The sequence below is a fragment of the Streptomyces sp. NPDC059010 genome (assembly GCF_042740355.1).
In the GTDB taxonomy this organism is placed as follows: Bacteria; Actinomycetota; Actinomycetes; order Streptomycetales; family Streptomycetaceae; genus Streptomyces.
On record NZ_JBHYJA010000005.1, the window covers coordinates 131,736 to 149,758 of the forward strand.

Here is an 18,023-nt window from a genome sequence, read left to right on the forward strand (position 1 = left end):
TGGCGCAGTCAAGCCAGAAAGACCGCAGATGGACTACTGCTCCTCGTGCCGTCGGCACCTCAACGGGGCCCTCGTGTGCCCCGGGTGCGGCGCCTACGCCCCGGACATCGCTCCCTCCGCGGCAGCGGCGACCGGCACGGCGGCCTGGGAAACCCCCGTCGAGGCCCCCGCCGACACCAGCTGGTACGACGGCTACTTCCGGGACGAGACCGCGCCGCCGGCCGGCCCGGAGCGGACCGCGTCCGGCGCCCCGTCCGGCGAGGTGGCGGGCGACGTGGAAGGCGTGGCCGTCGCCCCCGAGGGCCGGGCGGCGCGACGTCGGCAGCGGGCCCGCTGGAAGAAGAACCAGCGCCGGGCCGTGGTCGCCACCGCGGTCGCACTGGTCGGCGGCGGTCTGACCGTCTCGGCGATGAACCGGGGCTCCGCGGACAAGGCCCAGGCGGCCACCGCGCCGGAACGGCCGAACGTGGGGCTCCCGCAACAGGAGTCGGAGCTCACCCGCCCGGCGTCCACCGCGCCGGACACGCACAAGGACTCGGGCGCCGACACGCCGTCTTCACATCCGAGCCCGACGAACGCCGCCCGGGAGCCCGTCAGCACGCCGCGCACCACGCGGCACTTCACCCGACCGGACGTGGCCGGCACGCCGAGCCCCACGGCGACCACGGTCCCGCGGACGCAGACCGTCTCCCCGGGCTCCGGAGGGGCGAACTCCGGTGGCAGCACCGGCGGCGGGGCGGCCGAGCAGCAGCAGCCGCCGGCCGGCACGCCGACCGACGACTCGGACTCCGCGGCGACCCCGGCGCCGGCGAGCCCGGCCCCGGAGGAGACCACTCCCGCGCAGCTCTGCGTGCTCAACGTCGTCTGCCTCGGCTGACCTCGGCAGAATCCGCCCCGACCACCGCAGCGCACCCATCTGAGATCACCGTCACCCTGCCGCCCCGCCGCACGACGCCGCGGATGCGGTCATGCTGGAAGAAGCCGGACGCCGTCCTGACGGGGTCCGGCACCGGCAGAGCAGGACGACGCCCTCAGAAAGGGAACTCTCCATGGTCGAGCAGGACGATCGCTTCGATGTCGTGGTCCTCGGAGCGGGCCCCGGCGGCTATGTCGCCGCCATCCGCGCCGCCCAGCTGGGCAAGCGGGTGGCGGTCGTGGAGGAGAAGTACTGGGGCGGCGTCTGTCTGAACGTGGGCTGCATCCCCAGCAAGGCGCTGCTGCGCAACGCCGAACTGGCGCACATCTTCACCCGTGAGGCGAAGACCTTCGGCATCAAGGTGGACGGGCAGGTCAGCTTCGACTTCGGCGAGGCGTTCCGCCGCAGCCGCAAGGTCGCCGACGGCCGCGTCAAGGGCGTCCACTACCTGATGAAGAAGAACAAGATCACCGAGATCGACGGCCGCGGCACCTTCCTCGACCCGCACACCCTCCAGGTGGCCGGCTACGACGGCGAGACCCGCACCATCGGCTTCGACCAGTGCATCATCGCCACCGGCGCCACCCCGAAGCTGCTGCCCGGCACCCGGCGCAGCGCCCGCGTGGTGACCTTCGAGGAGCAGATCCTGGCCGAGGAGCTGCCGCGCTCGATCGTCATCGCGGGCGCCGGCGCGATCGGCGTCGAGTTCGCCTACGTCCTGCACAACTACGGCGTGAAGGTCACCATCGTCGAGTTCCTGGACCGCATGGCCCCGCTGGAGGACGCCGAGGTCTCCGCCGAACTCGCCAAGCAATACCGCAAGTTGGGCATCGACGTGCTCACCTCCACCCGGGTCGACACCGTCGACGAGTCCGGCGAGCAGGTACGCGTCACGGTCACCGGCAAGGACGGCACCCAGCAGGTCCTGGAGGCCGACAAGGTGCTCCAGGCGATCGGCTTCGCGCCCAACATCACCGGCTACGGCCTGGAGAACACCGGCGTGAGTGTCAACGGCCGCGGTGCGATCGACGTCGACGGCCGCTGCCGTACGTCCGTCCCGCACATCTACGCCATCGGTGACGTCACGGCGAAGCTGATGCTCGCGCACGCCGCCGAGGCCATGGGCATCGTGGCCGCCGAGACCATCGCGGACGCCGAGACGATGGAGCTCGACTATGTGATGATCCCGCGCGCCACCTACTGCCAGCCGCAGATCGCCAGCTTCGGCTGGACCGAGGCACAGGCCCGTGAGCAGGGCTTCGACGTGCGGGTGGCGAAGTTCCCGTTCACCGCGAACGGCAAGTCGCACGGCCTGGGCGACGCGACCGGCTTCGTGAAGCTGATCAGCGACGCCAAGTACGGCGAACTCCTGGGCGGCCACCTGATCGGCCCCGACGTCACCGAACTGCTGCCCGAGCTGACGCTCGCCCAGCAGTGGGACCTCACCGTCCATGAGGTCGCCCGCAACGTCCATGCCCACCCGACCCTCGGCGAGGCCGTCAAGGAAGCGGTGCACGGGCTCGCCGGCCACGTGATCAACTTCTGAGGTTCAGCCGAGCCACCAGCGGGCCGCCGCCCAGGCCAGCGCATAGCCGAAGCCGTTGACCGCCCAGTGCAGGGCCATCGGTGCCGGCAGGCTGCCGGAGCGGCGGCGCAGCTCGCACAGGACCACTCCGGCCAGGGCCGTGGCGAGGACCGCCATGGCCACGGTCGGTGCCACCCCCGCCGGGCCGTCACCGAAGACCGAGCCCACCGCGGCGTTGGAGCGGTTGATGCCCCGCGAGGCCATCACATGCCACAGCCCGAACAGCAGCGACGACAGGCCGGTCGCCCACGCCGTTCCGAGCCGGCGCCGGATCATGGCCCACAGCACCCCGCGGAACGCCGTCTCCTCCAGCAGCACGGTCCCGAACGGCACGCGAACCAGCGCTCCGAACAGCATCTGCCCCAGGGACAGATCCGTGGCCCTCGCGTCCCGGAACGCCTCCCGCCCGGCCGGCACGGCGAGGAGGACCGCCATGACCAGCAGGACGATTCCGGCCAGCACGGGAGCCCACCGCATCCCCCGGCGCAGCCCCTCCGCGTCGAGCCCCAGATCGGCCCGGCCGAGTCCGTCCCAGCGGGCGATGAGCAGCAGGACCGCGGTCGCACTCACGCAGATCACCACATACATGCCGGTGCTCCGCGCGAGCCAGTTGTTCAGCAGGTTCGCGACGGCGAGCACGGCGACAGCACAGACGATCCGCATCCGGGTTCCAGCATCCCCCCGCGCGATCCTGCCGACCGCCCTGCCCGCGTGCGCCCGCCGGCGTGTCGTCCCGGTCTGAGTGTTCAGCCCAGCTTTCGGCAGTACAACGCGTCGGGCGTCCGCGACGACCCCACCCGGCCCGTGTACGCGATACCGGCCGCGTACTCGTCGTCCGCGCACTGCCCCTTGTAGCGGCCGTACGCGAAGTCACCGCCCTTGGGCGCCGCCCCCCGGTTGTCGCCCCGGTCGAACCAGACCGTACGGCCGCCGGTGCCGAGCCGCCCGGCCGGAGCTCTCGCGCACAGGGCGGCGGAGACGGCGGAGCCGCGGACGCTGTACCCGATGAGGAACCGGCCGTCGGCGCACTGGAGTTTGGAGTACCCGGAGGCCCAGTCCCGCCCCGGCGCGACATACCGCTCGTCGACGACGACCTCGTGTCCGCCGGCCCGGTCCCACAGCGCACCGGCGGTCACGTCCGAGCACAGGCCCCGGTTGCCGGTATGGGCGAGGCCGAGCAGCCGTTGTCCGTCGGGGCAGACGGCCTTGCGGGCGCCGGTGTCCCAGTCGGGCAGGGCGCGCATCCGCCGGGACTGGACGAAGTCGCCGTGGTCGGGGCTGAGCATGGACCACTCGGCGACCGGCGCCACCGGCCCCGCACGGCCGTCGGCCCCGATGAGCCGGGTCCAGGCGGCGGCCCGCCAGTCGTCCCCGTCGTAGAGGCCCATGCGCCGGCCCGCGGCGTCCCAGTGCAGCAGGGCCCAGCCGTTGCCCTTGCGGTCCTCGTGCCAGCCGACGAGCGGCCAGTACGCGAAGTCGGCGTCGGTGCGGATCAGTTGGTCCACGAAGTTCTCGAACCAGGCGCGCTGCTTCTGGCCGGTCTCGGCGCGGCCTCCGACGCCGAACTCGCTGATCCAGACGGGGGCGGTGAAGTGCTGGTCCTGTTCGGCGGCGACGAAGAAGGCCTGGCGGTTCAGGACGGCGATCAGTTCGGCCGGGCTCAGGTCCCGGTAGCGGGGGTCGCTGGTCTCGCCCGTCCCGGTGGCGCCGCTGTGGTTGGGGCCGGTGTAGTCGTAGAAGTGGGCCGAGTACACGAGCTTGCCGGAGTCGACGAGGGTGTGCGAGAGGCGGCGTACGGGCTCCAGGGTGGGGCGCTCGTGCGCGAAGCCGTCGACGGGGATGCCGGTCCAGTTGATGCCTTCCACGATGATCAGCAGATCCGGGTTGGTCTCGGTCAGGATGCGGTCGCCGACGCGCTGCGAGGCGGCGAACCAGTCGTGGTCGTCGCCGAGGCCCCAGTTGGGGTCGTCCCAGATGGTGCGGCGGACCTCGTTGTAGAGGTCGGCGCCGACGACACGCTTGTTGTCCTTGTAGCGGCGGGCCATCAGGAGCCAGTCGCTCTCCCACGTCCCCGTGCTCTGACTCGCGTTCCAGCGCTCGTTGCCGTCGACCCCGCAGCACCAACGGGTGGTGTTGGTGTGGTTGTTGAGGATCACGGCGAGTCCGGCGCCGGTGAGCTCGCGGACCACGGCGTCGTAGACCTGGAGCGGGGTCAGACCGCGCAGCGCGGGATTGGCCGCGACGGCGTCGTCCGTGACGGGCCCGGTGTCATGGATCATCTCGTTGGAGAAGGGCAGCCGGACGCTGTTGATCCCGATCTCCCGGAACCCGGCGATGATCTCGGCTATCGGCGCCCGGTCCAGGCCGAGCGGTATCCGGCCGGAGTTCTCGCCGGCGTGGTGGCTGGCGTCGTCGGCGATGTCGCCGGAGCCGTTCCAAGTGCCGCTGGAGCCATGCCAGTTGCCGGAGCGGAGCTTGAAGCGGTCACCGTCGGCGTCGACGATCCAGCGGCCTCGGGTGCTCAGCGGTGCCGTCCACTCCTGCGAGGCGCGTGCGGGGCGCGGCTCGGCCGCGGCCTCGGCCCGCGGGAGCGACGTCAGCGGGACCAGCAGCAGTATGGCGGCAAGGCCTGCTCTCACCAGGGATCCGCGCACGGTCGTCACCCCCAGGGGCATCATTGTCATGGCGCCGTCATCATGGGGCATGCGGCGGCATTGGTCCAGACTGGGCACGAGCGATCTGCCGATCCCCACGCCGCTCACCACGCCGCTCCCCACCTGTGGCGCCCCGCCGTTCCGCTGCGCATCCTCGGTGGTACCCCGTCCCCGCAAAGTCCCCGAGGAAGGCAGGATCCCATGCCGGCCAAGAACCTCACCGCCAACCGCGCGGCCCTCGGCCACCGCCTCGCCTACGCCCTGCGCCACCCCGACCGGGTGCCCCGCCACCTGGCCCGCACCGCCCGGGACATGTGGCTGCGCCGCCGCCACCCCGACCACGTCTCCTACTACCGCGCCGTGATGCGCTCCGACACCCGGGCCGACCCGGACGCGGCGGTCGGCAGCCACAGCAGGGAACGGTGGCTGGCGCTCGGGGAGATGCAGTTCGACTACCTCGTGGGCCATGGCCTGAGCCCCGGGCACCGGATGCTGGAGATCGGGTGCGGCAACCTGCGGGGCGGCTGGCGGTTCATCCGCCACCTCGACCCCGGTCACTACTACGGCATCGACATCTCGCCCGACATCCTCTTCGCCGCGCAGGACACCGTCGTGGAGATGGGCCTGCAGCGACGGCTCCCCACGCTGACCCCGGTGCGCGACCTGACGCTGCGCTTCCTGCCCGACGCCCACTTCGACGTCGTACACGCGCACAGCGTCTTCTCGCACTCGCCGCTCCCGGTGATCGAGGAGTGCCTGGCCCACGTCGGCCGGGTGCTCGCCCCGGGCGGCTGGTTCGACTTCACCTTCGACCGCACCGAGGGCGAGGAACACCAGGTCCTGCGGGAGGACTTCTACTACCGCACCGAGACCCTTCTCGCGCTGGCCGGGAAACACGGGCTGCGGGCCCGCTTCATGACGGACTGGGAGGAACTGCCGCACGGCCAGTCCAAGATCCGGGTCACGCACGCGATGTGAACGGATTCCCCGTCGGCGGTTCATTTGTTTCCCGCGAGTAGGTCATCTGTCCCGGACTCTTGACTCGGCATGCGGGAGTGGCCATCCTCGTCGCACATATTGCGAGGTCATGACAATCCGACCGCGCCATCCGCCGACCGAGGGACGTGGGCCGTGACCACTGCCGGACGCCCGTATCGCAGACGCAAGAACGTCACCGTGGTGTCGCTCCTCCTGCTCGTGCTGTCCATCGCGCTCGGACCCACCCCGAGTTCGGCGGCCGGCAACTGGTGGGACCCGACCGCACGGCCCGCGCCGGACTCGCAGGTCAACGTCACGGGGGAGCCCTTCACCGGCACCAACGCCAAGGGCGAGGTCCGCGGCTTCGTCGACGCGCACGACCACATCCTCGCCAACGAGGCCTTCGGCGGCCGTCTGATCTGCGGAAAGGCGTTCTCCGAACAGGGCGTGGCCGACGCCCTCAAGGACTGCCCCGAGCACTACCCCGACGGCTCACTCGCCATCTTCGACTTCATCACCAACGGCGGCGACGGCAAGCACGACCCGGTCGGCTGGCCCACCTTCAAGGACTGGCCGGCCCATGACTCGCTGACCCACCAGCAGAACTACTACGCCTGGGTGGAGCGGGCCTGGCGCGGCGGCCAGCGCGTCCTGGTCAACGACCTCGTCACCAACGGCGTGATCTGCTCGGTGTACTTCTTCAAGGACCGCAGCTGCGACGAGATGACCTCGATCCGGCTCCAGGCCAAGCTGACGTACGACATGCAGGCCTTCGTCGACAAGATGTACGGCGGCACCGGAAAGGGCTGGTTCCGGGTCGTCACCGACAGCGCGCAGGCCCGTCAGGTCATCCAGCAGGGCAAGCTGGCGGTCATCCTCGGCGTCGAGACCTCCGAGCCGTTCGGCTGCAAGCAGATCCTCGACATCGCGCAGTGCAGCAAGGCCGACATCGACAAGGGCCTGGACGAGCTGTACTCGCTGGGCGTGCGCAGCATGTTCCTGTGCCACAAGTTCGACAACGCCCTGTGCGGCGTCCGCTTCGACTCCGGCGGGCTCGGAACGGCCATCAACGTCGGCCAGTTCCTGTCGACCGGCACCTTCTGGAAGACCGAGACCTGCAAGGGCCCGCAGCACGACAACCCCATCGGCAACGCCTCGGCGGCCGAGGCCGAGAAGAAACTCCCGGCGGGCGTGGAGGTCCCCTCGTACGCGGCCGACGCCCAGTGCAACGTCCGAGGCCTCACCGACCTCGGTGAATACGCCGTACGCGGCATGATGAAACGCAAGATGATGCTGGAGATCGACCACATGGGCGTCAAGGCCGCCGGCCGCGCGCTCGACATCTTCGAGGCCGAGTCCTACCCCGGCGTGCTCTCCTCGCACAGTTGGATGGACATGGACTGGACCGAACGGGTCTACGGCCTCGGCGGCTTCATCGCCCAGTACATGCACGGCTCCGAGGGCTTCATCTCGGAGGCCAAGCGCACCGAGGCCCTGCGCGACAAGTACGGTGTGGGCTACGGCTACGGCACCGACATGAACGGTGTCGGCGGCTGGCCGGGACCGCGCGGAGCGGACGCCCCGAACAAGGTGACGTACCCCTTCAAGAGCGTCGACGGCGGCTCCGTCATCGACCGCCAGACCACCGGCCAACGCACCTGGGACCTGAACACCGACGGCGCGGCCCACTACGGCCTCGTCCCGGACTGGATCGAGGACATCCGCCGTGTCGGCGGCCAGGACGTGGTGGACGACCTGTTCCGGGGCGCCGAGTCCTACCTCGACACCTGGGGGGCCTCCGAGCAGCATCAGGCCGGGGTGAATCTCGCGCGCGGCGCGTCCGCGTCGGCCAGTTCCTCGGAGTGGAGCCTGTTCACCAGCTACCGGCCGGGCAGGGCCGTCGACGGTGACGGCGGCACCCGCTGGGCGAGCGACTGGAGCGACGACCAGTGGTTCCAGGTCGACCTCGGCTCCACCCACCAGGTCAGGCGGGTCACCCTCGACTGGGAGCGCGCGTACGGTAAGGCGTACCGCATCGAGCTCTCCACCGACGGCGTGAACTGGCGGACCGCCTGGTCCACGACGTCCGGCGACGGCGGCCTGGACACGGCCAGGTTCACCGCCACTTCGGCCAGATATGTACGCGTCCACGGGCTGGAGCGCGGCACCGACTGGGGCTACTCCCTCTCCGAGGTCGGCGTCCACAGCAGCTGACACCCACGAGAGGGGCTCCATGGCACGGTTGCCGTCCGCCGAGCGGCGGCGACAGCTCACCGAGGCGGCGATCAGGGCGATGGCCCGGGACGGCGTACCCAACACGACGACCCGGTCCATCGCCGCCGAGGCGGGCGTCTCGCTGAGCGTCTTCCACTACTGCTTCGACTCCAAGCAGGAGCTGATCGAATCCGTCATCACCACCATCACCGGCCACTATGTGACGGTGGTGAAGGACGCCCTACGGCCCCGGGCCACGCTGGAGGAGACCGTCCGGGCCGGCTTCCAGGCGTACTGGGACCATGTGCGCGCCCACCCCGACGAGCACATGCTCACCTACGAGCTGACCCAGTACGCGCTGCGCCGGCCCGGCTTCGAGCATCTGGCCCGACGGCAGTACGAGCTGTACGCCGAGACCTACGCCGACCTCATCGACCAGCTGCGCCGGACCATGGGCCTGCGCCTGCACGTCCCCGCCCCCGTCCTGGCCCGCTACCTGGCCGCCATGACCGACGGGCTGACCCTCAACTACCTGGTGCTCGGCGACGCGGCGGCCTGGAACGACATCCTCGACACCGTCACCGCGCACATGGCCGGACTCGTGAGCGAGCCCTGACGGGGGACGTCATCCGGGGACGGCGACCCGGTCCCGGCCCGCTTCCCCCGCCTCCCGCCGGAACAGCCATCCCAGATCCGGCTCCACCACGAAGCGCAGGGCACGCCGCACGGGCGGTGTGCACAGCAGCGTCACGACCGCGGCGGCCACGAGGGTGACGGCGACCGCGCCGAGCGGCCGGTGGATCCAGGCGGGGTCGTACCAGCCCCAGTACTTGGCGCCCTGCGCGAGGAAGCCGTGCAGCAGATAGCCGTACAGCGTGCCCGTACCCAGCGCCGTGCACCACATCCGCCGCCCGGGCACCCAGGAGAGGAAGCAGACCACCAGCACCAGCGAGCAGACGAACAGGACCGGCGTCATCACCACCCCGTACCAGGCGGGCGCGCCCAGCTGCTCGGCGCTGTCGCGGTGGTAGAACCAGCCGCCCGTCATCCGCGGCACCGCCCAGTACGCCACCACGAACGCACCCGCGAGCACGGGCACGGCCGCGATCCGCACCGCACGACGCCTGACCAGCCGGAAGTGCTCCGGCTTCAGCAGCAGACCCAGCACGAAGTACGGCAGGAACTGCAGGGTGCGCTGCAGATCGAGATCGCTGCCGATGGACGGCGAGAGGGTGGCCAGCATCGCCAGGGCCAGCGCGAGGGGCAGCGGCATCCGTACCCGCTGCCACAGCGGGGTGGTCAGCCGCCACAGGAACAGTGCCGCCAGGAACCACGTGAGATAGAGCGGGTCCAGCAGGCTGACCGGGCGGTCCGGTTCCTGGTCGGTCCACCGGGTGAAAAGGGTGTACGCCGTTTCGAAGACGACATAGGGGACGACGAGCCCGCTCACCAGGCGTTTGAGGCGTTCCGGGCGGCCGTCGAAGCCGCGCGAGAAATAGCCGGAAATGATGATGAATGCGGGCATATGGAATGCGTACACAAGCATGTACATGGCCGTGACGAACCGGCTGCCGTCCCGCAGCGGCTCCCACGCATGACCCATCGCCACCAGCACGATCGCCGCGTACTTGGCGTTGTCGAAGAACGCGTCCCGCCCCTTGGGGGGCCTGGGCGGCGCGGCCTCCGTGGGGGTGACATCTGCCTGGAGGTGCTGAGACATCCCACGCGCCTCACCACTTCCGGACCGCGTAAACCTCTCGGCGCGGTCATCCACACGGGCGGTGCAGGCCACAGGGCCGTAGGGGTGTGGCCGTAACCCGTGTGATCGCTCCGAATGGTGCGCCCGGGAGGAATGGCTGACGGTGGATCACGTCGAGGCCTGGCACCAGTGGTGATGACGTGTCAGCCACCCAGGCCATGACGGAAGGACTCACCTATGCGCTCTGTCCGTTTGCTGCTCGCCACCGCGACGGCCACGGCCGCCCTGGCGATCGCCCCCGCCGCCTATGCCGTCACGGCGGGTGACTGGGACCAGGAAGACAGCTCCTCCCACAGCGAGGAGCACGGCAAGGACTCCGGCAACGAACACGACAAGGACTACAGCAAGGAGCACGGCAAGGAAAGCAAGCACGACGAGCCGCGTGGCGGGATGCACACGGGTGGCGGAGCGCTGGCCCTCGTGAACGGCGAGGACGACTGGGGCGGCGACCACGACAAGGGCTCCTGGGGCGGTGACCACGAGCAGGGCAAGGACGACTCGTGGAAGGGCGACCACGAGAAGGACGACTGGGGCGGCGACCACGACGAGGAGTCCTGGGGCGGCGGACACGGCAAGCCGCACGGCGGCATGCACACCGGTGGCGGCGGCCTCGCCGGCAACCCGGGTGTCACCGCCGGTGGTCTGGCCGCGCTGGCCGTCGCGGGCACCGGTGTGTACGCCATGCGCCGCAAGAAGGCCTCCGGCTCCGTCGCCTGACCCGATGCCGGACGACATAACCGCTGTGGCCGTCGCACGTGCGCCCCACGTCGCGACGGCCCCGCTTGCTTTCCCCCGCCGTATCCGCTGCCATGCCTGAATGAGGTGGTGTTCCCATGGCCGTCGGCCGTCCCTCGCCCCCCGATGCCGACCCGGCCTTCCCCGATCACTGCTCCGTGACCTCACGGCGGATAAGACGTACGGCCGTGACGATGTTCTGGGGCGCGGTCGCCGCCGTCGTCCTGGTCGTGACCCTCTCCGGTGGCGACGGCGAGACACCCCAAGCCGGCCGTGGCCCCCACGCCGCACCGGCGGCCGAGTCGTCCGCCCCGTCGACGGCCCGGTCGGCCCCGGCCGCCCCGCGGGGCGAGGGCGAGCATCTGCCGAGGGCACGGCCGCTCCGTCTGCTCATCCCCAAGATCGCCGTCAGCGCGCCCTTCACCGACCTCGCCATCGGCGCCACCGGCCAGCTCGAACCCCCACCGGGCCACAACACCAACCTCGTGGGCTGGTACGCCAAGGGCGTGTCCCCCGGCGAGGCGGGCACGTCGATCATCGCCGGGCACGTGGACACGGCGACGTCCCCCGCGGTGTTCGCCAGACTGAGCGAACTGGAGCAGGGCGACACCTTCCAGGTGCTCAGGGCGGACGGGCGCAGCGCGGCCTTCGTGATCGACAGCGTGGAGACGTTCGACAAGAACACCTTCCCCAGCAGACGCGTGTACGGCGACACCTCCCGGAGCCTGGTCCGGCTCATCACCTGCGCCGGGGACTACGACCGCCAGGCCAGGGACTACACCGCGAACCTGGTCGTCTTCGCCCACCTCGCCTGAATCGCCCGCCGCCCGGGCCGGGTTCCTTCCCGAACCGCCGCACTCCGCGCTGACCTCGTGTCTTACAGTGACTGCGACCCATTTCCGGTGACTGAGCCTGTGAGGTAGTCGCGAACCATGTCGACCGAGACGTTTGAGTTCCAGGTAGAGGCCCGTCAGCTGCTCCAGTTGATGATCCATTCGGTCTACTCGAACAAGGATGTCTTCCTGCGGGAGCTCGTCTCCAACGCCTCCGACGCGCTGGACAAGCTGCGCCTGGAGAAGCTGCGGGACGACACCCTGGACGCCGATGTGACCGATCTGCACATCCGGATCGACGTCGACAAGGAGGCCCGCACCCTCACGGTCCGGGACAACGGCATCGGGATGTCGTACGACGAGGTCGGCAAGCTCATCGGCACCATCGCCAACTCGGGGACGGCCACGTTCCTGCAGGAGCTGCGCGAAGCCCAGGACGCGGCCGGGGCCGAAGGGCTCATCGGCCAGTTCGGCGTCGGCTTCTACTCCGGCTTCATGGTGGCCGACGAGGTGACGCTGGTGAGCCGGCGCGCCGGTGAGGGCCACGGCACCCGCTGGACGTCGCGCGGTGAGGCCACCTACACGCTGGAGACGGTGGACGACGCGCCGCAGGGCACGTCCGTCACCCTCCACCTCAAGCCCGCCGACCCCGAGAACCAGCTTCACGACTACACCTCCCCCTGGACCGTCAGGGAGATCATCAAGCGCTACTCGGACTTCATCACCTGGCCGATCCGCATGGTCCCGGAGACCGGCGACGGCGACACCACGCCCGAGCCCGAGACGCTGAACTCGATGAAGGCCCTGTGGGCGCGTTCGCGTGACGAGGTGTCCGACGACGAGTACCACGAGCTGTACAAGCACATCAGCCACGACTGGCGCGAACCCCTGGAGACGATCCGCCTCCAGGCGGAGGGCACCTTCGAGTACCAGGCCCTGCTCTTCGTCCCCTCGCACGCCCCGCACGACCTGTTCACCCGGGACTTCAAGCGCGGCGTCCAGCTCTATGTGAAGCGCGTCTTCATCATGGACGACTGCGAGGCGCTGCTGCCGCCCTACCTGCGTTTCGTCAAGGGCGTCGTCGACGCGGCCGACCTCTCGCTCAACGTCTCCCGCGAGATCCTCCAGCAGGACCGGCACATCCGGATGATGCAGCGCCGGCTGACCAAGAAGGTCCTGTCCACGGTCAAGGACTTCATGACCAAGGACAAAGACCGCTACGGCACGTTCTGGCGGGAGTTCGGCACCGTCCTCAAGGAGGGCCTGGTCACCGACTCCGAGAACCGCGAGGCCATCCTCGCCGTCGCCTCGTTCGCGACCACGCACTCCGAGGACGAGCCGACCACGCTCGCGCAGTACGCGGAGCGGATGAAGGACGGCCAGGACGACATCTACTTCATCACCGGCGAGTCCCGGCAGAGCATCGAGAACTCCCCGCACATGGAGGCGTTCCGGGACAAGGGCATCGAGGTCCTGCTGCTCACCGACGCCGTCGACGAGGTGTGGGTCGACACCGTCGGCGAGTACGAGGGCAAGAAGCTGCGGTCCGTCGCCAAGGGCGAGATCGACCTCGGCACCGAGGGCGACGAGAAGGCCGACGGTGAGCGGGAGAAGCAGGCCGAGGAGTACGCCGGGCTGCTGGGCTGGATGCGGGAGCAGCTGGACGAGGACATCAAGGAGGTACGGCTGTCGGCGCGGCTCACCGTGTCCCCGGCCTGCGTCGTCTCCGACGCGCACGATCTGACGCCGGCCCTGGAGAACATGTACCGGGCGATGGGCCAGGAGGTGCCGCCCACCAAGCGGATCCTGGAGCTCAACCCCGGCCATCTGCTGGTGAAGGGCCTCAACCAGGCGTACCGGGAGAGCGAGGACCGCTCGGGGCTCGCCGAGTCCGCCGAACTGCTGCACACGCTGGCGGTGCTCGCCGAGGGCGGTCAGCCCAAGGACCCCGCCCGGTTCGTGAAGCTGGTCGCGGACCGGCTGGAGCGCACCCTGTAGCCGTCGGCGCGTGGGCCATGTGGACGCGTGCGCGGGCCGTTGTCAGTGGCCCGCGCTACCTTCCTTGGAGTCGGCTTCGGGCCCTATTCCTGGAGGATTCATGGCCACGCGTCTCAACCCCTACATCACCTTCGCCGGCGATGCCCGCCAGGCGATGGAGTTCTATCAGGAGGTCCTGGGCGGCACCCTGGCGCTCAACACCTATGGTGAGTACGGCCAGAAGGACACCCCCATGGCCGACAAGGTGATGCACGGCATGCTGGAGACCCCCAGCGGCTTCACCCTGATGGGCGCCGACACCCCGACGGGCGACCACAACCCCGGCAACAACTTCTCCGTGAGCCTGAGCGGCGACGACGAGGCCGAACTGCGCGGCTACTGGGAGAAGCTGTCCGAGGGCGCCTCGGTCACCGTGCCGCTGGACAAGCAGATGTGGGGCGACGTCTTCGGCATGTGTACGGACCGCTTCGGCATCACCTGGATGGTCAACATCGCCGGAGAGGGCCGCTGAGCGGAGCTGCCCCGGGCGTCACTTCGGCAGCCATACGCTCAGGGCGTCGATGAGCCGGTCGAGGGCGGGCTCCTCGGCGGAGCGGTCGGTCATCACCGTACGGCCGTCGAACCGGAGCGTGTACTGGAACAGGTCCGCCGCCTCCCTGTTCCTCGTGAGGTCGGCGACATCGTCCAGGGCCGGATCGCCGAGCAGCGTGCGCAGCTCGGTGAACTGGCCAGCGTCGGTGCGGCGCACGGCACGCTCGCCCTTGTCGGCGGTGTGCACGGTGCCGTCGCCCCGCAGGGTCACCTCCTGGTGGACCCCGGCGAAACCACCGGTGACCATCATGGTCACCAGCTTCTGGTCCGGTCCGGTGACGGGGACCGGCGAGGGCGTCGGGGAGGCCGGAGGCGGTGCCGAAGAAGGCGCCGAGCCGGATGCGGCGGGCGGGCTGCCGGCCGCCGCATCCGTCGCCTCCACCGCGCTGCCGCCCCCGTCGGAGGAGCAGCCGACCGGCCCCAGCACCGCGGCCACCACCAGGACGACCGCCCCCGCCTTCCGCCTGCCGAACACCGCGCCCCCAGCCGTCGATCGCGTCAACTGGAGTGTCCCTACCACGGAATGGGCTGTTCCGGACCCCGTGTGCGGCCGGTCGCCGGACAGCGGTGATTTTCGGCCCACCTGTTCACGTACCGCCCAGCAGGGCAGGTACGGGGCGTAAACATCGCGGGGAGAGGGAAGCAGCTACCGGCAGCTCGCGGCACTGCTGCGGCCCGGCGGTGTCCTCGTCAACGGCGACCACTTCCCGCACGACGACACCGCGCTCGCCGAACTCGCCGGGTGCGTGGGGCGCCGGCACGCCGAGCGCCTGCACGCCCTGGCGCACGAGGACTGGGACTCCTGGTGGACGGCGGTCGCCGAGGATCCCGAGCTGGCCGACCTGCTCGCCGAACGGCGGCGCCGGGAGCCGGCCACCGGGACCGACTGCGCGGCGCGGCTGTCCGTGTCCGCACACGAACGGCTGCTGCGGCAGGCGGGGTTCGGGCATGCCGGGGCCGTCCGGCAGTACGGCGACAGCCATGTCGTCGTCGCCGTCCGCTGACGGGGGCCGCCGCTCGCACCGGCGCGCAACAGCGGCCTCACCAAGTGCCATCTGTTGTCTGTCGGCCGGGGCCACACCAAGCACAGCTAAAGGTTCACACCGGCACCTTGACAGCGTGCGTACGGTTTCGCGACGTTTGAGCCTCGCCACAAAGTTCGACATGGGGGAAAATGTGGTGAGGCGCCGATAAGTGCGTCTTGGGGGGATTCTGGGGGGAGCGGTATCGCCATGCGATCCACTAGCGCCATCACGATTCACAGACCCGAGGAGCTGAGCGAGTCGCTGCGCCGGGCGTGGCACCGGGCGATGGACGAGTCGCCCGACTACGCCAACCCCTTTCTGTCGCCGGAGTTCACCATGGGCGTGGGCAGGTACCGCGGTGGGGCCCGGGTGGCGGTGCTGCACGAGAACGGGGAGGCCGTCGGCTTCTTTCCGTACGAGCGCAACGCCTACGGTGTCGGCCGCGCCATCGGCTTAGGCCTCTCCGACTGCCAGGCGCTGGTGCACCGGCCGGGCGTCACCTGGGACACCCGGCAGCTGCTGCGGGCCTGCGGGCTGTCCGTCTTCGAGTTCGACCACCTTGTCGAGGAACAGCAGCCGTTCGGACCGTACGTCACGGGCACGTTCGCCTCGCCCGTGCTCGACCTGAAGCCCGGCGAGGGCGGCTACCCGGAGTGGCTGCGCGCCACCTACCCGGGGCTGGCCAAGACGACGCTGAAGAAGGAGCGCCGACTGGGCCGGGACGCCGGCGAGGTGCGGTTCGTGTACGACGAGCGCGACCCGCGCGTGCTGCGCACCCTCATGCGCTGGAAGTCCGCCCAGTACCGCAGGACGGGGCGCATGGACCGGTTCTCCAGACCCTGGATCGTCGATCTGGTGGACCACCTCTTCCAGGTCCGCGAGGAGTACTTCACCGGCATCCTGTCCGTCGTCTACGCAGGTGAGCGGCCGGTCGCCGCGCACTTCGGGCCGCGGTCGCGCTCGGTGTTCGCGGCCTGGTTCACGGCGTACGACCCCGAGTTCGGCTACTACTCGCCCGGCCTGATGATGCACCTGCGGATGGCGGAGGCCGCGGGCCGGGACGGCGTGACGCTGATGGACATGGGGCGCGGAGAGAAGGAGTACAAGGACTGGCTCAAGACCCGTGAACTGCGTGTGGCCGAAGGGTTCGCGGCCCGTCCGCACCCGGTGGCCGCGGCCCACCGCATGTGGCGCAGACCGGTGCGCGGCCTGCGCAACACGGTCCTGGCCCACCCAAGGCTGCGTGCGCCCGCCGACCGGCTGCTGAGGACCGTCGGCACCCTGCGCACCTCGGGCCCGGCCCACCCGCCGGGTGTGGGAGCGCGCGCCCGCTGAGCGGGGGCCCTCCCGTCACCCGTCATGCGAGGGCGCCGTATCGACGGCTCGTCGCGGTCCCCCCGTCTCCCCGCGATGGCCTCGAACGACGTTCGAGAACCCGCACCGCCCGCCTCGGGCGGCCTGCTACGGACGCTTCCACGGAAGAGGTGACCATGCCGTACGGATCGCGGCTCGCCGCGATGATGACACGGCGCATCGGACGCGAATGCGTCTACACGCCCTCGGCCCGACTCGCCCTGTACCTGGCACTGCGGCGCTGGTGCCGGCCGGGCGGACGGGTGCTGATGTCCCCGGTGAACGACGACGTGATCCTCTTCGTCGTCCTCGCGGCCGGCCTGCGCCCCGTCCAAGCCCCCGTGTCCCGGTGGGACGGCAACATCGACCCGGCCGCCGTACCGGAGTCCACCTGGCGGAACGTGGACGCCGTCCTGACCACGAACCTGTACGGCCTGCCCGACCGCGTCGTCGAACTGCGCCGCCGCTGCGAGGCGTTGGGGATCCCGCTGATCGAGGACGCGGCGCACGCCATCGGCACGCACGTGGAGGGGCAGCCGATCGGCACCTTCGGACGAGCGGCGGCGTTCAGCCTGTCCAAGCACGTCGCGGCGATGGCCGGTGGCTTCCTCGCGGTGGACGACGCGCGCACCAGGCGGGAGCTGGAGCTGCTGCGCGACGACCTGCTGACGCCGCGCCGACTGCACGCCGACCTGTCCACCACCCTGCGCCCCCTGGCCCGGTCCACCGTACGCACCCTCCATCTGGTGCGTCCGGTGTGGCGCACCATGCAGCGCCTGGGCCTGCTGGAACGCGACGACTTCCGCATGGCCCTGCACGCGCCCCGCCTCGCCGGCACCGCACGCAAGGCGCCGAGCCTGACCGCCTACGAGCCCTGGGTACGGGTCGACCTGCACGGCTTCCGCTCCCGCCACGGGGCCCTGGTCCGGGGGCAGTTGGGGCTGCGGATGTCCCTGATCGACGGCGACCTGGCCCGGCGCAGGACCGGTGTCGCCCTGCTGTCCGGCACCACCTGGGCCTCCCCGGCCCTGCGCGACCAACTCGGCGACGGCCCGCCGTCCCTGTTCCGGGTGCCGCTCCTGGTGCACGACCGCGACGCCCTCCTCCAACGACTGGTGAACCACGGCGTGGTCGCCGGATACGTCTACGACCCGCCGCTCGACGACTACGCGGGCGCCGAGTTCGTCGAACCGTCCCCCGATCCCTCGGCCGCCCGCTGGTTCGCCGCCCACAGCCTGCCGGCCGACCCCCTGCTGGCCCGCCGGATCGCGGGCGCCCTGACGAAGGAACGGGCGACGCCCGCCCACGCCCCGCTCTCGGCCAAGCCGGTGCTGGACACCACGCCCACCCCGCCCACACCGCTGGGCCAGTAGAGGCCGCAT

16 protein-coding genes are annotated in these 18,023 nt (G+C 70.5%); 12 read left to right on the forward strand and 4 right to left on the reverse strand.

The window, feature by feature from the left end; genetic code table 11:
- Positions 1-28: 28 nt before the first annotated feature.
- Together ACFWYS_RS06905 and lpdA are read left to right on the forward strand one after the other, a co-directional pair.
- Positions 29-877, forward strand: a complete 849-nt coding sequence (locus ACFWYS_RS06905) for a hypothetical protein (RefSeq protein ID WP_384764431.1) — start codon at positions 29-31, stop codon at positions 875-877.
- Positions 878-1,049: 172 nt separating this feature from the next.
- The gene (gene lpdA, locus ACFWYS_RS06910) at positions 1,050-2,462 is read left to right on the forward strand and encodes a dihydrolipoyl dehydrogenase (RefSeq protein WP_384764434.1); all 1,413 of its coding nucleotides are present in this window, start codon (positions 1,050-1,052) and stop codon (positions 2,460-2,462) included.
- A 3-nt stretch (positions 2,463-2,465) separates the two neighbouring features.
- Here lpdA and ACFWYS_RS06915 read toward each other — a convergent pair whose 3' ends face one another.
- Both ACFWYS_RS06915 and ACFWYS_RS06920 read right to left on the reverse strand, forming a co-directional pair.
- Positions 2,466-3,164 carry a CPBP family intramembrane glutamic endopeptidase gene (locus tag ACFWYS_RS06915; RefSeq protein WP_384764436.1) on the reverse strand — a complete coding sequence of 233 codons (699 nt, stop codon included), beginning with the start codon at positions 3,162-3,164 and terminating at the stop codon, positions 2,466-2,468.
- Positions 3,165-3,247: 83 nt separating this feature from the next.
- Positions 3,248-5,176 carry a glycoside hydrolase family 5 protein gene (locus tag ACFWYS_RS06920; protein WP_384764683.1) on the reverse strand — a complete coding sequence of 643 codons (1,929 nt, stop codon included), beginning with the start codon at positions 5,174-5,176 and terminating at the stop codon, positions 3,248-3,250.
- Between the two features lie 180 nt (positions 5,177-5,356).
- On the opposite strand from ACFWYS_RS06920, the gene ACFWYS_RS06925 reads away from it, so the two are divergent.
- The 3 genes from ACFWYS_RS06925 to ACFWYS_RS06935 all read left to right on the forward strand — a co-directional run bounded on the left by ACFWYS_RS06925 (position 5,357) and on the right by ACFWYS_RS06935 (position 8,963).
- A complete protein-coding gene (locus ACFWYS_RS06925; RefSeq protein ID WP_384764439.1) occupies positions 5,357-6,133 on the forward strand; it encodes a class I SAM-dependent methyltransferase in 777 nt (258 codons plus the stop codon).
- Positions 6,134-6,286: 153 nt separating this feature from the next.
- Positions 6,287-8,347 carry a discoidin domain-containing protein gene (locus tag ACFWYS_RS06930; protein WP_384764441.1) on the forward strand — a complete coding sequence of 687 codons (2,061 nt, stop codon included), beginning with the start codon at positions 6,287-6,289 and terminating at the stop codon, positions 8,345-8,347.
- A 19-nt stretch (positions 8,348-8,366) separates the two neighbouring features.
- Positions 8,367-8,963: a TetR/AcrR family transcriptional regulator gene (locus tag ACFWYS_RS06935; RefSeq protein ID WP_384764444.1), complete on the forward strand. Its 597-nt coding sequence runs from the start codon at positions 8,367-8,369 to the stop codon at positions 8,961-8,963.
- A 9-nt stretch (positions 8,964-8,972) separates the two neighbouring features.
- Here the strand turns inward: ACFWYS_RS06935 and ACFWYS_RS06940 are convergent, their stop codons facing one another.
- Positions 8,973-10,067, reverse strand: a complete 1,095-nt coding sequence (locus ACFWYS_RS06940) for an acyltransferase family protein (protein WP_384764446.1) — start codon at positions 10,065-10,067, stop codon at positions 8,973-8,975.
- Between the two features lie 216 nt (positions 10,068-10,283).
- On the opposite strand from ACFWYS_RS06940, the gene ACFWYS_RS06945 reads away from it, so the two are divergent.
- The 4 genes from ACFWYS_RS06945 (at position 10,284) to ACFWYS_RS06960 (ending at position 14,183) form a co-directional block, all read left to right on the forward strand.
- Positions 10,284-10,823 (forward strand): hypothetical protein, encoded by a 540-nt coding sequence (locus ACFWYS_RS06945; protein WP_384764448.1) that lies wholly within the window; start codon positions 10,284-10,286, stop codon positions 10,821-10,823.
- A gap of 116 nt (positions 10,824-10,939) precedes the next feature.
- Entirely contained in the window at positions 10,940-11,656 is a 717-nt protein-coding gene (locus ACFWYS_RS06950) for a class F sortase (protein WP_384764451.1), read from the forward strand.
- Positions 11,657-11,773: 117 nt separating this feature from the next.
- A complete protein-coding gene (gene htpG, locus ACFWYS_RS06955) occupies positions 11,774-13,672 on the forward strand; it encodes a molecular chaperone HtpG (RefSeq protein ID WP_384764453.1) in 1,899 nt (632 codons plus the stop codon).
- Between the two features lie 100 nt (positions 13,673-13,772).
- The gene (locus ACFWYS_RS06960; RefSeq protein WP_384764456.1) at positions 13,773-14,183 is read left to right on the forward strand and encodes a VOC family protein; all 411 of its coding nucleotides are present in this window, start codon (positions 13,773-13,775) and stop codon (positions 14,181-14,183) included.
- A gap of 18 nt (positions 14,184-14,201) precedes the next feature.
- Here ACFWYS_RS06960 and ACFWYS_RS06965 read toward each other — a convergent pair whose 3' ends face one another.
- Complete coding sequence (locus tag ACFWYS_RS06965) at positions 14,202-14,765, reverse strand: hypothetical protein (protein ID WP_384764458.1); 564 nt, start codon at positions 14,763-14,765, stop codon at positions 14,202-14,204.
- A gap of 244 nt (positions 14,766-15,009) precedes the next feature.
- On the opposite strand from ACFWYS_RS06965, the gene ACFWYS_RS06970 reads away from it, so the two are divergent.
- From ACFWYS_RS06970 to ACFWYS_RS06980, 3 genes are all read left to right on the forward strand, one after another.
- The gene (locus tag ACFWYS_RS06970; RefSeq protein ID WP_384764460.1) at positions 15,010-15,267 is read left to right on the forward strand and encodes a hypothetical protein; all 258 of its coding nucleotides are present in this window, start codon (positions 15,010-15,012) and stop codon (positions 15,265-15,267) included.
- A gap of 228 nt (positions 15,268-15,495) precedes the next feature.
- Positions 15,496-16,623, forward strand: coding sequence for a GNAT family N-acetyltransferase (locus ACFWYS_RS06975; RefSeq protein WP_384764463.1), 1,128 nt, complete (start codon positions 15,496-15,498; stop codon positions 16,621-16,623).
- 155 nt (positions 16,624-16,778) lie between these two features.
- Positions 16,779-18,014, forward strand: a complete 1,236-nt coding sequence (locus tag ACFWYS_RS06980) for a DegT/DnrJ/EryC1/StrS family aminotransferase (protein WP_384764466.1) — start codon at positions 16,779-16,781, stop codon at positions 18,012-18,014.
- The last annotated feature ends 9 nt before the right edge of the window (positions 18,015-18,023 follow it).

What these genes read in the sequence shown, in the direction of transcription:
- ACFWYS_RS06905 (WP_384764431.1), top strand. Translation starts at nt 29, where the DNA reads ATGGACTACTGCTCCTCGTGCCGTCGGCACCTCAACGGGGCCCTCGTG.
- lpdA (WP_384764434.1), top strand. Translation starts at nt 1,050, where the DNA reads ATGGTCGAGCAGGACGATCGCTTCGATGTCGTGGTCCTCGGAGCGGGC.
- ACFWYS_RS06915 (WP_384764436.1), bottom strand. Translation starts at nt 3,164, where the DNA reads ATGCGGATCGTCTGTGCTGTCGCCGTGCTCGCCGTCGCGAACCTGCTG.
- ACFWYS_RS06920 (WP_384764683.1), bottom strand. Translation starts at nt 5,176, where the DNA reads ATGCCCCTGGGGGTGACGACCGTGCGCGGATCCCTGGTGAGAGCAGGC.
- ACFWYS_RS06925 (WP_384764439.1), top strand. Translation starts at nt 5,357, where the DNA reads ATGCCGGCCAAGAACCTCACCGCCAACCGCGCGGCCCTCGGCCACCGC.
- ACFWYS_RS06935 (WP_384764444.1), top strand. Translation starts at nt 8,367, where the DNA reads ATGGCACGGTTGCCGTCCGCCGAGCGGCGGCGACAGCTCACCGAGGCG.
- ACFWYS_RS06940 (WP_384764446.1), bottom strand. Translation starts at nt 10,067, where the DNA reads ATGTCTCAGCACCTCCAGGCAGATGTCACCCCCACGGAGGCCGCGCCG.
- ACFWYS_RS06945 (WP_384764448.1), top strand. Translation starts at nt 10,284, where the DNA reads ATGCGCTCTGTCCGTTTGCTGCTCGCCACCGCGACGGCCACGGCCGCC.
- ACFWYS_RS06950 (WP_384764451.1), top strand. Translation starts at nt 10,940, where the DNA reads ATGGCCGTCGGCCGTCCCTCGCCCCCCGATGCCGACCCGGCCTTCCCC.
- htpG (WP_384764453.1), top strand. Translation starts at nt 11,774, where the DNA reads ATGTCGACCGAGACGTTTGAGTTCCAGGTAGAGGCCCGTCAGCTGCTC.
- ACFWYS_RS06960 (WP_384764456.1), top strand. Translation starts at nt 13,773, where the DNA reads ATGGCCACGCGTCTCAACCCCTACATCACCTTCGCCGGCGATGCCCGC.
- ACFWYS_RS06975 (WP_384764463.1), top strand. Translation starts at nt 15,496, where the DNA reads ATGCGATCCACTAGCGCCATCACGATTCACAGACCCGAGGAGCTGAGC.
- ACFWYS_RS06980 (WP_384764466.1), top strand. Translation starts at nt 16,779, where the DNA reads ATGCCGTACGGATCGCGGCTCGCCGCGATGATGACACGGCGCATCGGA.